General features: G+C 60.8%; 13 protein-coding genes. All 13 read right to left on the bottom strand.

Features of this window, described 5'->3' with window-relative positions:
- Positions 1-161: 161 nt before the first annotated feature.
- Positions 162-764 carry a methyl-accepting chemotaxis protein gene (locus AC13QO_RS16655; RefSeq protein ID WP_085781199.1) on the bottom strand — a complete coding sequence of 201 codons (603 nt, stop codon included), beginning with the start codon at positions 762-764 and terminating at the stop codon, positions 162-164.
- Between the two features lie 176 nt (positions 765-940).
- Positions 941-2,278 (bottom strand): trimethylamine monooxygenase, encoded by a 1,338-nt coding sequence (locus AC13QO_RS16650; RefSeq protein WP_085781200.1) that lies wholly within the window; start codon positions 2,276-2,278, stop codon positions 941-943.
- Between the two features lie 108 nt (positions 2,279-2,386).
- Positions 2,387-3,427: a heme-dependent oxidative N-demethylase family protein gene (locus AC13QO_RS16645; RefSeq protein WP_488541279.1), complete on the bottom strand. Its 1,041-nt coding sequence runs from the start codon at positions 3,425-3,427 to the stop codon at positions 2,387-2,389.
- A gap of 24 nt (positions 3,428-3,451) precedes the next feature.
- Positions 3,452-4,417 carry a PDR/VanB family oxidoreductase gene (locus AC13QO_RS16640; protein WP_488541278.1) on the bottom strand — a complete coding sequence of 322 codons (966 nt, stop codon included), beginning with the start codon at positions 4,415-4,417 and terminating at the stop codon, positions 3,452-3,454.
- Positions 4,414-5,019, bottom strand: a complete 606-nt coding sequence (locus tag AC13QO_RS16635; RefSeq protein WP_488541277.1) for a dimethylamine monooxygenase subunit DmmA family protein — start codon at positions 5,017-5,019, stop codon at positions 4,414-4,416. Before AC13QO_RS16635 ends, AC13QO_RS16640 begins: the two co-directional genes overlap by 4 nt.
- A gap of 11 nt (positions 5,020-5,030) precedes the next feature.
- Entirely contained in the window at positions 5,031-6,164 is a 1,134-nt protein-coding gene (locus tag AC13QO_RS16630; RefSeq protein WP_488541276.1) for an aminomethyl transferase family protein, read from the bottom strand.
- 91 nt (positions 6,165-6,255) lie between these two features.
- Positions 6,256-7,155, bottom strand: coding sequence for a bifunctional methylenetetrahydrofolate dehydrogenase/methenyltetrahydrofolate cyclohydrolase FolD (folD, locus tag AC13QO_RS16625; RefSeq protein WP_488541275.1), 900 nt, complete (start codon positions 7,153-7,155; stop codon positions 6,256-6,258).
- 3 nt (positions 7,156-7,158) lie between these two features.
- A complete protein-coding gene (purU, locus tag AC13QO_RS16620) occupies positions 7,159-8,043 on the bottom strand; it encodes a formyltetrahydrofolate deformylase (RefSeq protein ID WP_085781206.1) in 885 nt (294 codons plus the stop codon).
- Positions 8,044-8,132: 89 nt separating this feature from the next.
- Entirely contained in the window at positions 8,133-9,440 is a 1,308-nt protein-coding gene (gene glnT, locus AC13QO_RS16615; protein ID WP_097598747.1) for a type III glutamate--ammonia ligase, read from the bottom strand.
- Positions 9,441-9,519: 79 nt separating this feature from the next.
- The gene (locus AC13QO_RS16610; protein ID WP_285195083.1) at positions 9,520-10,848 is read right to left on the bottom strand and encodes an FMN-binding glutamate synthase family protein; all 1,329 of its coding nucleotides are present in this window, start codon (positions 10,846-10,848) and stop codon (positions 9,520-9,522) included.
- A 14-nt stretch (positions 10,849-10,862) separates the two neighbouring features.
- Positions 10,863-11,549, bottom strand: coding sequence for a GltB/FmdC/FwdC-like GXGXG domain-containing protein (locus tag AC13QO_RS16605; protein WP_285195082.1), 687 nt, complete (start codon positions 11,547-11,549; stop codon positions 10,863-10,865).
- Positions 11,550-11,605: 56 nt separating this feature from the next.
- Entirely contained in the window at positions 11,606-12,511 is a 906-nt protein-coding gene (locus AC13QO_RS16600) for a class II glutamine amidotransferase (protein ID WP_285195081.1), read from the bottom strand.
- Positions 12,512-12,600: 89 nt separating this feature from the next.
- Complete coding sequence (locus tag AC13QO_RS16595; RefSeq protein ID WP_085781211.1) at positions 12,601-13,284, bottom strand: helix-turn-helix domain-containing protein; 684 nt, start codon at positions 13,282-13,284, stop codon at positions 12,601-12,603.
- Between the last annotated feature and the right edge of the window lie 77 nt (positions 13,285-13,361).

Genomic DNA, 13,361 nt, shown 5'->3' with positions numbered 1-13,361 from the left:
AGGTTAACGCGGCCTTAACATTCCCTGCAACGGCACGAGCTTTTTCGCGGGCGGGATTGTACCAACTCATTGGAATTACAGCGCGACTAGAAGATGCTCGACATAGTTAACCGGACGGCCTTCATCGTGAGCCGCAAATTCAACCATCGCTTGGGTAACGATCAGCCTTGCGCCTTGCGTTGGGCGTCGGAAATGGCGCGTGCGGCCTCTTCCGAGGAGTTGGCGAGCGTTCGCATCTCGGCGGCAAGCACCGCAAAGCCCGATCCGGCGGTCCCGGCGCGCGCGGCCTCGATGCCAGCATTGACGGCGAGCAGCTTGAGATAGCGCAGCGACTGCAGGATCTCGTTGGTTTTCGAGGCGGTGACGCGCATGTCGGCGGTCTGTTCGTCGATTCGCTGATAGAGCGATTCGATATTGATGATGCTGCCCTCGAGATAGAGAAGTTCACCCTTCTCGTCCCAGATGCCGCCACCGGTCTCGGTCACCCAGATGAGATGGCCCTTGGCGTGGCGGATGCGGTATTCCATCGTCCAGTCCGTCCGCTGCTCGAGCGCCCGCCCGACCACCTCGTCCATCAAAGGCACGTCTTCCTCGTACATGATCGAGGTGAAAGTCCGTGTCCTGTTGCCGATGATTTCGTCGGCGGGGTAACCGAAAATGCGCTCGATGCCGTTGGTCATCTCTAGCATCGTGTAGTTTTCGTCGGCGCGGCAGCGGTAAAGAAAACCGCTCATGCGCCCGAGAATGCTCGTTTGGAAATCCATGAAGGCCTCGCTCGAAAGGAGGAGTTGCGAATTGGATTACTCACTTCACTTTAAACGTTGGAGGAGCCGCAACGAACGGCTCTCTTCCTGCCATGCGGGGCCGTAGCACATTGAATTTGCCGAATGATTTTATCCGAAAATCGATTCGGACCTAATAAATATGCGGCATGCCGTCTTCAGTTGCGCAGATATTCCTCCATGGAATCGTCCAGCGCCTCGACCCACGGCGTATGATGCTTCGGCGACATGTTGCCGGTCATGAGCGACCGGTAGGCATGGTCGCGGAAGCCCATGATGTTGTGGGCCTTGTGATGTTCCCATTCCATGAAGGTCCGGTTGGTACCCTCGATGTCGAAGGAGGGATAATCGGTCTCGGCGAGCAGTTCCTTCACGTAGTCGCCCTGATACCAGATCATCTGCTCGGCATCTTCGAGCGTCTCCTCGCGGGCGCGCCACATGTCGAAATTCGCCTTCAGTTCCTCTTCCGGCGGCAGGGTGATGCGGCCCATCATCACGTCGCGCGCCCACCAGGCCTGAACGTCGAACATGTTGAAAGTATAGAACTGGTCCTGCATGCCGATATAGAAGAGCTGCGGGTTCTTGTCGAAGATCACGCCCTTGTAGAGGCTGTCGGCCCACAGGCGGTTGGCCGTCTTCAGCCGGAGGTCGTCGGGCAGGAAGGGGAAATGGTGCTGGTATCCGGTGCAGAGGATCAGGGCGTCGACTTCCTTACTCGACCCGTCGAGGAAATGCGCGGTGCGGTTTTCGAGCTTGGTCAGCAGCGGCCGTTCTTCGAAATTCTCCGGCCATTTGAAGCCCATCGGCTTGGAGCGGTAGCTCGTCGTCACCGATTTCGCGCCGTATTTCCAGCACTGCGAACCGATGTCTTCCGCCGAATAGCTGCGGCCGACGATCAGGATGTCCTTGCCCTTGAACTCGAGTGCGTCGCGGAAATCATGAGCGTGCAGGACGCGGCCGTTGAAGGTCTTGACGCCCTCGAAATAAGGCACGTTCGGGGTCGAGAAATGGCCTGATGCAACGACGACATAGTCGAATTCCTCGTCATACATCCGGTCTTCGATGCGGTTATGCGCCGTCACCGTGAATTTCTTCGTGGCCTCATCGAAGCGGACCATGCGCACCGGCGTGCTGAAGCGCACCCAGTGACGGACATTCGCCTTCTCGACGCGGCCCTTGATATAGTCCCAGAGCACGGCGCGAGGCGGATAGGAGGCGATCGGTTTGCCGAAATGCTCCTCGAAGGAATAGTCGGCGAATTCGAGGCATTCCTTCGGGCCGTTCGACCAGAGATAGCGATACATGCTGCCATGGACCGGTTCGCCATATTCGTCGAGGCCGGTGCGCCAGGTATAGTTCCAGAGCCCGCCCCAGTCCGACTGCTTTTCGAAGCAGACAATCTCCGGGATTTCGGCGCCCTTCTGGGCAGCCGATTGAAAGGCGCGCAGCTGCGCAAGCCCGGAAGGACCGGCACCGATCACGGCTACTCTTGTCATGAAGCATTCCCCTTTTGATTATATGGCATCGTCTCCTGGATAATTCCTCGAATTGAAATCGAAGGAAGATCTAATTATCCAGAAATTCAAAATGTTACGGCATTTCTCTCAATCCGGATAAATACCGGGGCTGGTCGGAGCCCCGTCGTCATATTTGGAAAGCCAGTCGATCGTGGTCTCGCGGTAGCGGGTGAGGCCCTTATAGTCGATGAGTTCCGGCGGCAGCGTCTTCAGCACCCGCGGGAAGCGCCGCGCCCATTTAGGCACAGTGATGAGCTCTTCCATGTTCATCAGGTAGCAGCGGATGACGAAAAGGATGGCGTTGGAGCGTGGCAGGCGCCAGAGGCTTTGCAGCTCGACCCGCAGATGCACCTTCTCGCCGACATTGTCAGGCGTCACCGTCGTGCGGTCGGGACCCCATTTGTGATAATTCTCCGGGCTGGTGTCGAGCCGCGGATTGATCGTCATCGTCCAGTTGAAACGCCGCGTTGGCTTGCCCTGCTGAAGGTTCAGAAGGAATTTCAGCGCCCGGTCGAAGACGCCGATCTGATGGGCGAGCGGCACCGGCCCGTGCCATTCCATGAAGTTCATGCCGATGTCGAAATCGAGCGACCAGTCGGCCTGCGTCGTCACCATGCCGGCATCCATCCACAGATTGCCGTCGCGCTGATCGACGATGCAGAAATCGCCCTGGGCCTGGCGGGTGATATATTCGAAGGGCTCATAGGGCAGCGTCGAGGCATCGCCGAAGGTGAAGCTGTCGTCGATGCCGAGCGGCCGGTTGATCCAGCGCCACTGGTCGCCGTTGCGGATCAGCGTGAAGTGGTCGGGATAACCCGCCGCCTGCTCTTCCATCAGAAGTTCGAGCGTATCCCATTGCGCACTCATCATGTGCGGCAGCGCCTGGTAGCGCAACGGATCTTCCTTCAGCACCAGCGCCCGATCCTGCATCTCGGCGACGTAATGCTCGTCGACATCGATCAGGTTTTCGTAGACGGTTCCCGCCCGGCCGCGCACATGCGGTTCCATGTTGACCGAATACATGTATTCGTCGCGGTCGAACGGAAACGGGAAACGACGGATATTCCCGGGGCTGTTCCGGTAGCTGAAATCGTTCCGGAATGTTTCTTGCTTGAAGGCGATTGCCATGTCCGGTCTCCTTTTCCGATGCCGTCAGAGATCAAGATGCAGCGTGTTCCCCTCGAAGCGGGAAACACAGATCATCACCTTGCTGCCGGATGCCTTTTCTTCGCTCGTCAGATAGACGTCGTTGTGCAGCAGTTTGCCCTCGCAGACGGCGACCGCCGTTTCGCATTGACCGCAGGCGCCGCCGCGACAGAGGAAGGGGGCGTCGACGCCGGCCGCCTCGATCGCCTCCAGCATGCTTTCGTGATGGCCGACCTTCACGGTCTTGCCGGAGCGTAGAAGCTCGATCGTGAAGGGCTTCCCGGGCAGCGACGACAGGAACCGTTCCGAATGCAGGTTCTGCTCCGGCCAGCCGGCGTCGAGCCCCGCTTTCATCACGCCATCGATCATGCCGGAGGGGCCGCAGACATAGAGATGCGTGCCGAGCGGCTGGCACTCGAGCAGACGCGTCAGCGGGATGGCGCCGCCTTCCGCGTCGCAATAGATCTTGATGCGATGCGGACCGTAGCGCTCCAGGAGTTCCCGCCAGTAGGCGCCGCGGTCGCGTGTTCGGATGGCGTAATGGAGCTCGAAGGCGGCGCCTTCGCGGGAAAATTGCTCCATCATCGCGATGAAGGGAGTAATGCCGATGCCCCCGGCGATCAGAAGATGCTTGCGCCCGCGCCAGTCGGGCTGGAAGAGGTTGACGGGATAGCTGACCTTCAGCTCGTCGCCTTCGCTGACCTTCTCATGCATGAAGGTGGAGCCGCCGCGTGAATCCTCGACATGCAGCACGCTGATCTCGTAGGCCGCGCAGTCATGCGGGGGAGACATCAGCGAATAGGCATTGCGGCGCATATGGCCGCCATCGTTCATCGAGACGATGATATGGGCGCCGCCTGAAAAATACGGCATCGGCTTGCCATCCAGTCGCTCGAAGCGGAAACGCTTGACACGCTCGGCGATCGGAGTGATCCGCGCTACGCGCACGGGAATTTCAGTGCCGCCGCTCAAAGGAACAACTCCTCTGGCTGAGGCGCGCTGCCTGGCTCTTCCGCGTCGATGTTGACGCCCTGGAATGCTGCGAGCCGCCGCGAATAGTGATCGCGGACGAGAAGCGTCAGCCCGCAATGGCTGCAGGCGAAGGGGCTGGTGGTGACGTCGTCCGTGATGCCCTTGCAATGGACGCATTGCACCCGCCTGGCCAGCGAGCCGCGATGTTCGGTGACGATGGAGGCGTGGTCCATGCCGTAATCAAGCGCTACGAGCATCGCCTGGCCGATGAAGCCTTCCGTGCCGGAGATATAAAGCCGAGTGCCCATATGGGCCGTCCCGAGCGAGCCCTTCAGCCGGAAGAGCAGCGTTGCGATCGTCGGCGCCGTGAAGAACATGTCGGCGCCGAGCCGGCGTAGCGTCTCGTCGAGGCCGGACCCTCGAGAACCGCGGGCGACGTAGAGAATCTCGCTGCGGGAAAGAGCCGTTTCGTCAAGCGCCGGCTGCTGATCGAGGAGAGCCTTGGCGCCCTCCCCTTCGAGTGCGAAAATGTGCCGCCGGGCGCGCGGCTGGATGGTCAGGCCCTTGTAGACTGGTCGGCTCTTGATGCCTGCAACGAGCATTGGCGTGCTCCTTAACCCACGGCAGTCCTCTTCTTCTTGTCCGGATCGTCGAAGGGAAGCGTATGGGCGGTGGCGCTTGCCTTGACGGTCTTGCCGCGGACTTCGAGTTTCGTCCCGTGCACCGCCTTGTCAACGTCGAGGCGGGCGATCGCCATGGATTGTTTCGTCAGTGATGAATAGCTTGGGCAGGTGATGACGCCGACCTTCTTGCCGTCGGCAAAGACCTCGTCGCCGAGATCGGCCGGTCCGTCGGCGTCAATCAGCATGCCGAAGATCTTGAAGCGCTCCTTGCCCTTGAGGCGCGCATGTTCCTCGGCGCCGCGGAAGCCCGTCTTGCCGGGGCTGACGGTAAAATCGAGCCCGAGTTCCCAGAGACTGTCGCCGGGCTGCTGGTCGGCGAAGGGATACATTTGAGAATTGTCGTAGGGGTAGAACAGCAGGTAGCTTTCGACGCGCAGCATGTCGAGGACCGAGAAGCAGCAGGGGATGATGCCCATCTCCTTGCCTTCCCAGACGATCCTGTCCCAGACCATGACGGCGTCCTGGCCGCGCACGAAGATCTCGTAGCCGCGCTCGCCGGTATAGCCGGTGCGCGAAATCATCACGGGCGCGCCGAACAGCGTCGTCTGCATGTGGTGGAAATATTTGAGCTCGCGGATGCCGGGCACATATTTGGCGAGGTAGTCGACCGCAAGCGGACCCTGAAGCGACAGGTCATGCAGGTCGTCGTCGAAGAGTACTGCGCAATTGCGGCCCGCCGCCTGCTTGACGACTTCCTCGTGACCGGAGCCGGATCCATGCACAAGCATCCAGGAATTCGGGCCGGTGCGATAGACGATGCAATCGTCGGTAAAGTGGCCGCGGTCGTTCAGCATGGTCGCGTAAACCGAGCGGCCGGGATAGATCTTCGTCAGGTCGCGGGTCGTGATGTAGTCGAGGACGGCGATGGCGTGCGGGCCGACCAGATGCACCTTCTTCAGCCCCGAGACATCCATGATGCCGGCCTTGGTGCGGACCGCGACATGCTCTTCCGACATGTCCTTCTCGTAGGTCCAGGCGGTTCCCATACCGCTCCAGTCTTCGAGCTTCGATCCCAAATCGCGATGCCGATCCGCCAAGGCGGAGAAACGCCATGATAGAGCCATTTCCGTTCCCTCTTATTTCCTCTACGGAATATTTATTTCCTGACTATATAAATCTTTCGCGTCATGGCAAGCCCACCAGACGGCATTCCACTCAAAACTTTGGCGGCGTCTGCCCTGCGGCCCGGTGGGCGGCGATGACAGTATTGGCCATCAGCATGGCGATGGTCATCGGACCGACACCGCCGGGAACGGGCGTGATGGTGCTGGCGATCTCGGAGACTTCGCGGAAGGCAACGTCGCCGACGAGCCGGGTCTTGCCCTCGCCTTTCTCAGGAGCCGGGACGCGATTGATGCCGACGTCGATCACCGTCGCACCGGGCTTGACCCAGTCGGCCCTGACCATTTCCGGCCGGCCGACGGCGGCGACCAGGATATCGGCATTGCGGCAGACCTCGGCGAGATTCCTGGTTCTGGAGTGCGCGATCGTCACCGTCGCATTGGCGTTGAGCAGCAATTGCGCCATCGGCTTGCCGAACAGGTTGGAGCGGCCGATGACGACGGCATTGAGCCCGGAGAGATCCTCGCCATGGGTGCGGCGGACGAAGACCATGGCGCCGGTCGGCGTGCAGGAGACCAGCCCGGTCTTCAGGTCGCCGGTGGCGAGCTTGCCGGCATTGACGACGCTGAGGCCATCGACATCCTTTTCCGGCAGGATCGACTGGATGATCGGTTCACTGTCGAGCGGTTTCGGCAAGGGCAACTGCACCAGGATGCCGTGGATCGACGGATCGGCGTTGAGGGCGGCGACGAGGCCTGCCAGCTCCTCCTGTGTCGTCTCGGCCGGCAGCGTGTGCTGAACGGACTTGAAGCCGCATTCCTTGGCCATGCGGCTCTTGGAGCCGACATAGGCATGGCTTGCCGGATCGTCGCCGACGATGATGACCGCAAGGCCTGTCGTGACGCCGCTCATCTTTTCCAGCGCTGCCGTCGCACTCTTGACCGTCTGAATTACGGATGCAGCAACAAGTTTGCCGTCGATGACCTCGACCATCTCTCAGCCCATGCGTTCTGAGGCGTAGCTTCCGGGGCTGGCCGGGAAGACGACTGTGCGATTGCCGTTGATGAAGGTGCGGTGATGGATATGGGCGTGGATGGCGCGCGCCAGCACCTGGCTTTCGACGTCGCGGCCGATCGAGACATAGTCGTCGGGCGACTGCGCATGGGTGATGCGGGCGGTGTCCTGCTCGATGATCGGGCCTTCGTCGAGGTCGGCGGTGACGTAATGGGCGGTTGCGCCGATCAGCTTGACGCCGCGCTGGTAGGCCTGCTTGTAGGGGTTGGCGCCCTTGAAGCTCGGCAGGAAGGAGTGGTGGATGTTGATGATCTTGCCCGACATCTGCTTGCAGAGCTGGTCGGAGAGGACCTGCATGTAGCGGGCAAGCACGATCAGTTCGGTGCCGGTCTGCTCGACGAGGTCGACGAGCTGTGCTTCGGCCTGCGGCTTGTTCTCCTTCGTCACCTTGATGTGGTGGAAGGGGATGTCGTGATTGACCACGACCTTCTGGTAGTCGAAATGGTTGGAGACGACGCCGACGATGTCGATCGGCAGGGCGCCGATCTTCCAGCGGTAGAGCAGGTCGTTGAGGCAATGGCCGAAGCGCGACACCATCAACAGCACCTTCATACGGCTCTCGCTGTCGTGGAAGTCGTATTCCATCTCGAACGGCGCGGCGACGGCGGCAAAATCGGCGCTGATTGCGGAGCCGGAAAGTCCTTCCTCGGAAATGAAGCTGACGCGCATGAAGAACCTGCCGGTATCGAGATCGTCGAACTGGCTGGAGTCGATGATGTTGCAGCCCTTATCGGCCAGATAGCTCGAAATCGCCGCAACGATGCCGCGCGTCGACTTGCAGGATACGGTAAGTATGAAGCTCTTCATGCTGTCTCTTCCTTCGCCCTTTCAGGTACAGAGAGTCCGGTCATGCCGAGCTGTTCAACCCGGCATGGCGAAGACGTCGGTCCGGCTGCTCAGATGTCGAGCGTGCTGTCGCGTTCCCACTGGGTGAAATGCGAGCAGTAGGCATTCCATTCCAGGTGCTTGAGCTTGAGATAGGCGGAGGAAAACTCAGCCCCGATTGCCGCCTTCAAGCCCTCGTCGGCATCAAAGGCGCGCAGCGCATCGAGCAGGTTGAGCGGCAGGCGCGGCGCATCCTTCACCAGGTGGCCCTCGGCATACATATCGATATCATAATGCTGGCCTGGGTCCGCCTGGCTGCGGATGCCGTCGAGGCCGGCCGCAATGATGATCGCCTGTAGGAGGTATGGATTGACCGCGCCGTCCGGCAGGCGCAGCTCGAAGCGCCCCGGTCCCGGCACGCGCACCATGTGAGTGCGGTTGTTGCCCGTCCACGTCACGGTGTTCGGCGACCATGTCGCGCCCGAGGTGGTGCGCGGCGCGTTGATGCGCTTGTAGGAATTGACCGTCGGATTGGTGATCGCGGCCAGCGCCGAGGCATGCTTCATGATGCCGCCGAGGAAGGTTTTACCCTGAGCCGACAGCCCAAAGGCCATTTCCTTGTCCGCGAAGGCGTTTACCCTGCCATCGACGTCCCAGACCGAGATGTGCGCATGGCATCCGTTTCCGGTCAGGCCCTTGAAGGGCTTCGGCATGAAGGTGGCGCGAAGGCCGTGCTTTTCGGCGACCGATTTGACCATGAACTTGAAGAAAGAGTGCTTGTCGGCGGTCTTCAGGACATCGTCATATTCCCAGTTCATCTCGAACTGGCCGTTCGCATCCTCGTGGTCGTTCTGATAGGGCTTCCAGCCGAGTTCCAGCATATAGTCGCAGATCTCGGCGATGACATCGTATCGACGCATCACGGCCTGCTGGTCGTAGCAAGGCTTCTCGGCGGTATCGAACTGGTCTGAAATCACCGAACCGTCAGCAGAGATGAGAAAGAATTCGGGCTCCACGCCGGTCTTTACCCGAAGTCCTTCCTTCGCAGCTTCAGCCACCAGTCTTTTCAGCACGACACGCGGTGCCTGTTCGACAGGCCGTTCGTCCATGACGCAGTCGGCGGCGACCCATGCGACGTCCTTCTTCCAGGGCAATTGGATGACGGAGGAAGGATCGGGAACAGCAAACAGGTCCGGATGGGCCGGCGTCAGATCGAGCCAGGTTGCAAAGCCTGCAAAACCGGCGCCATCCTTCTGCATGTCGGCGATGGCTTCCGCGGGGACCAGCTTGGCGCGTTGACCGCCGAACAGGTCGGTATAGCTGATCATGAAATATTTGATGCCTTTGTCTCTCGCAAAAGCAGCAAGGTCCAGTGTCATTCTCGTTCCCCTTTGGATTTCTTCGAGACACTTTGGTTATGGATATGAGACGGCCGGGATATTGCCCGTCCGGTAGAAATCAGAAGCCTCCCTTGCCAGGGATCCAGTTGGTACCGGCGAGCGGCACCTGCGCCATGGCCGATGCCTCGATCGTCAATGCAACGAGGTCTTCCGGCTCGAGATTGTGCAGGTGGTTCTTACCACAGGCGCGTGCGATCGTCTGAGCCTCGAGCGTCATGACCTTGAGGTAGTTGGCGAGGCGGCGGCCGGCCGCAACCGGGTCGAGGCGTTGTGCCAGTTCCGGGTCCTGGGTGGTGATGCCCGCCGGATCCTTGCCTTCATGCCAATCGTCATAGGCGCCGGCAGTGGTGCCGAGCTTCTGATATTCCTCTTCCCAGCGTGGATCGTTGTCGCCGATGGCGACGAGCGCCGCCGTGCCGATCGCGACCGCGTCGGCGCCTAGCGCCAGCGCCTTCGCCACGTCGGCGCCCGAGCGGATGCCACCCGAAATGATCAGCTGCACCTTTCGGTGCATGCCGAGATCCTGCAGCGCCTGGACGGCCGGACGTATGCAGGCGAGCGTCGGCATGCCGACATTTTCGATGAAGACATCCTGAGTCGCCGCAGTGCCGCCCTGCATACCGTCGAGCACCACGACGTCGGCGCCGGCCTTCACGGCAAGAGCGGTGTCGTAGTAGGGGCGTGCGCCGCCGACCTTGACGTAGATCGGCTTTTCCCAGTCGGTGATCTCACGCAATTCCATGATCTTGATTTCAAGATCGTCGGGTCCGGTCCAGTCCGGATGGCGGCAGGCCGAGCGCTGGTCGATGCCCTTCGGCAGGTTGCGCATATTGGCGACGCGGTCGGAGATCTTCTGGCCGAGCAGCATGCCGCCGCCGCCGGGCTTGGCGCCCTGGCCGACGACGACTTCGATTGCGTCGGCGCGGCGCAGGTCCTTCGGGTTCATGCCGTAGCGCGACGGCAGATATTGGTAGACCAGCGTCTGCGAATGACCGCGTTCCTCATCCGTCATGCCGCCGTCGCCTGTCGTGGTCGACGTGCCTGCGATCGTCGCACCCCGGCCGAGCGCTTCCTTGGCGTTGCCGGAAAGCGCGCCGAAACTCATGCCGGCGATGGTGATCGGCGTCTTGAGCGTGATCGGCTTCTTGGCGAAGCGCGAGCCGAGCACCACTGTCGTATCGCACTTCTCGCGGTAGCCTTCGAGCGGATAGCGCGAGATGGAGGCGCCGAGAAACAGCAGATCGTCGAAATGCGGAACCTTGCGTTTGGTGCCGGCGCCGCGGATGTCATAGATGCCGGTGGCGGCCGCGCGGCGGATTTCGGCGAGCGTATAGTCGTCGAAAGTCGCGGACTTGCGTGGCGGGGTATAGGGGTTGTGATAGCTCATGAGTGTCCCTCGCCTCAGTACGCGTCTGCGTTGTCGATGTTGAAATTGTAGAGCTTGCGGGCGGAGCCGTAGCGTTTGAACTCTTCGGGTCTGACGTCCGTCACGCCTGCCTTGCCGAGCAGTTCGGCAAGCTTCTCCAGATGCTCCGGCCGCATCTCTTTCTCGATACAGTCGGAGCCGAGGCTCTTGACCTCACCGCGGACGAACAGCTTGGCTTCGTAGAGCGAATCCCCGAGTGCATCGCCGGCGTCGCCGAGCACGACGAGATGGCCGGACTGACCCATGAAGGCCGACATGTGGCCGATGCTGCCATGAACGACGATGTCGATGCCCTTCATCGAAATGCCGCAGCGCGAGGCGGCGTTGCCCTTGATGACGAGCAGGCCACCCCGGCCGGTCGCGCCGGCATATTGGCTGGCGTCGCCCTCGATGACGACGGTGCCAGACATCATGTTTTCGGCAACACCCGGTCCAGCCGAGCCATGAACCGTAATCTTGCCGCCGTCATTCATGCCGGCGCAGTAATAGCCGACAGATCCCCTGACAGCGACCGTCACCGGGCTGTCGATCCCGACGGCGACGGCATGGCTGCCGCGCGGGTTGATGACCTCGAATTCAGTGTCGTTCGCACCTTTGGAGAGAGCGTGCAGCGCGCTGTTCAATTCGCGAAGAGGCGTGTTGGAAAGATCGAATGTCGGCATTGAATCCTCATTGGTCCGGGAGACGGTCCGCGCCGCCTCTTGGCTTTCAGCGCGCCTCAGGCCGCCTTGTCGTGATCCCAGAAGTAGACAGTTGCCGGCTCCGGCTCCCAGACGCGGGCATTCTCGATGCCGGGAAGATTGACCAGCGCGCGGTATTCCGAGCCGAAGGCGACATACTGGTCGGTCTCGGCCATGACGGCGGGCTTGCAGGCGATCGGGTCGCGCACCACGCCGAAGCCGGACTTGGTGCCGACGACGAAGGTGAAGAAGCCGTCGAGATCGTCGAGCGCACCGGTCAGCGCCTGGCCGAGATCCTTGCCCTTGGCCATTTCGGCCGTCAGATAGGCGGCGGCGACTTCCGAATCATTCTGCGTCTCGAAGGTCATGCCTTCGCGCGTCAGCTCGCGGCGCAAGTTGTTGTGGTTGGACAGCGAGCCGTTGTGCACGAGGCACTGGTCGGCGCCGGTCGAGAACGGATGGGCGCCGAGCGTGGTGACGGCGGATTCCGTCGCCATGCGGGTATGGCCGATGCCGTGGGTTCCGCTCATCGCGCGGACTCCGAAGCGCGCCACGACCTCTTTCGGAAGGCCGATTTCCTTGTAGATCTCGACGCTCTCACCCGAGCCCATAAGACGAACTGCCGGGCGAATCCGTTCGAGCACCTCGCGCACTGCTACAAGCTTGGAGGCATCAAGCTCAATGACCGCGTGCGTGCTCTTGATCCACACATGGGCCTTGATGCCGTCTGCCTCGAGGTCAGCGGCGAGGCCCTCGAAGTCCGCTCCTGGATTGCTGGACTGAATAGTGATTTTCGCCTTGCCCTCTGCGGAGCCGCCATAGATCGCGATACCGGCCGAGTCCGGCCCGCGATCCGTCATGGTGATCAGCATATCCGAAAGCAGGTTTCCGAGCTGAGGCTCAAGGCTCTTGTCCTTGAGGAACAATCCAACAATGCCGCACATCGCCTGTGCCTCCTTTCATGTTGAGAAAGGACTAGCAGGTCTATGGATGGACTTCAACTGGTAGGAATAAACTTTTCTTCTAAGGCAAGTCAGCTTCGCGAGTTCTGCTGGGGATAGCTGATAATCGAAAGGTACCTGCTCGGCAGTTTTACCAGTTGCTCCGGCCCATGCGGCGCATCGGCGTCGAAGAACAGGCTGTCGCCCGGCTGCATCTGGAAAAGCTGGTCGCCGTGGCGGTAGATGACCTCGCCTTCGAGCATGTAGAGAAACTCCATGCCCTCATGCTGGAAGGTCGGGAAAACATCGGAATCGGCCGTCAGCGTGATGAGATAAGGCTCGACGATGACGCCGCTGGTGTTGTTGTCGATATGGCCGAGCAGATTATATTGATGGCCGGCGCGGGTGCCGCGCCGTTCCAGCTCGACGCCCTGCCCCGCCTTGACGAAGACGGCATTGCGCGGCTCCTCGTAGCGGCGAAAAAAGGCCGTCAGCGGCACGCCGAGCGCCCTCGACAATGACTGCAGCGTCGTCAGCGACGGCGAGATGTTGCCGTTCTCGATCTTCGACAGCATTCCGAGTGAAATGCCGGTCGCAGCCGCGAGATCGGTGACGGTTATGCCGAGTTTCTTGCGGTACGCCCGCACCTCATGGCCGATCGCCATTTCGAGGTTGTTTTCCTTCGGTTCGCGAACGGCGTGCGGGTCCTGGGAAAAGGGGGTGCGTCCGCCCTGCGCCTGTTCCGGTTGGTCTGCCGCTTCACCTTTGGCTTTCATCGGATTTACTGCTGCCTTCTCTTTTGGGTCAAGGCAACGCTATCGCCATAGTGAAAATTTCTCAACCGTGAAGAAAA

The sequence above is a fragment of the Rhizobium sp. CNPSo 3670 genome (assembly GCF_057784555.1).
Note: the sequence above shows the minus strand (reverse complement) of the source record. Positions and strands in the feature narration are given on the sequence as shown.

Bases quoted from the DNA above. Each gene is read 5' to 3' on its own strand.
- AC13QO_RS16610 (WP_285195083.1), bottom strand. From the start codon at position 10,848: ATGAGCTATCACAACCCCTATACCCCGCCACGCAAGTCCGCGACTTTC.
- AC13QO_RS16635 (WP_488541277.1), bottom strand. From the start codon at position 5,019: ATGCTCGTTGCAGGCATCAAGAGCCGACCAGTCTACAAGGGCCTGACC.
- AC13QO_RS16650 (WP_085781200.1), bottom strand. From the start codon at position 2,278: ATGACAAGAGTAGCCGTGATCGGTGCCGGTCCTTCCGGGCTTGCGCAG.
- folD (WP_488541275.1), bottom strand. From the start codon at position 7,155: ATGGTCGAGGTCATCGACGGCAAACTTGTTGCTGCATCCGTAATTCAG.
- AC13QO_RS16645 (WP_488541279.1), bottom strand. From the start codon at position 3,427: ATGGCAATCGCCTTCAAGCAAGAAACATTCCGGAACGATTTCAGCTAC.
- AC13QO_RS16600 (WP_285195081.1), bottom strand. From the start codon at position 12,511: ATGTGCGGCATTGTTGGATTGTTCCTCAAGGACAAGAGCCTTGAGCCT.
- AC13QO_RS16630 (WP_488541276.1), bottom strand. From the start codon at position 6,164: ATGGCTCTATCATGGCGTTTCTCCGCCTTGGCGGATCGGCATCGCGAT.
- AC13QO_RS16655 (WP_085781199.1), bottom strand. From the start codon at position 764: ATGGATTTCCAAACGAGCATTCTCGGGCGCATGAGCGGTTTTCTTTAC.
- purU (WP_085781206.1), bottom strand. From the start codon at position 8,043: ATGAAGAGCTTCATACTTACCGTATCCTGCAAGTCGACGCGCGGCATC.
- AC13QO_RS16605 (WP_285195082.1), bottom strand. From the start codon at position 11,549: ATGCCGACATTCGATCTTTCCAACACGCCTCTTCGCGAATTGAACAGC.
- glnT (WP_097598747.1), bottom strand. From the start codon at position 9,440: ATGACACTGGACCTTGCTGCTTTTGCGAGAGACAAAGGCATCAAATAT.
- AC13QO_RS16595 (WP_085781211.1), bottom strand. From the start codon at position 13,284: ATGAAAGCCAAAGGTGAAGCGGCAGACCAACCGGAACAGGCGCAGGGC.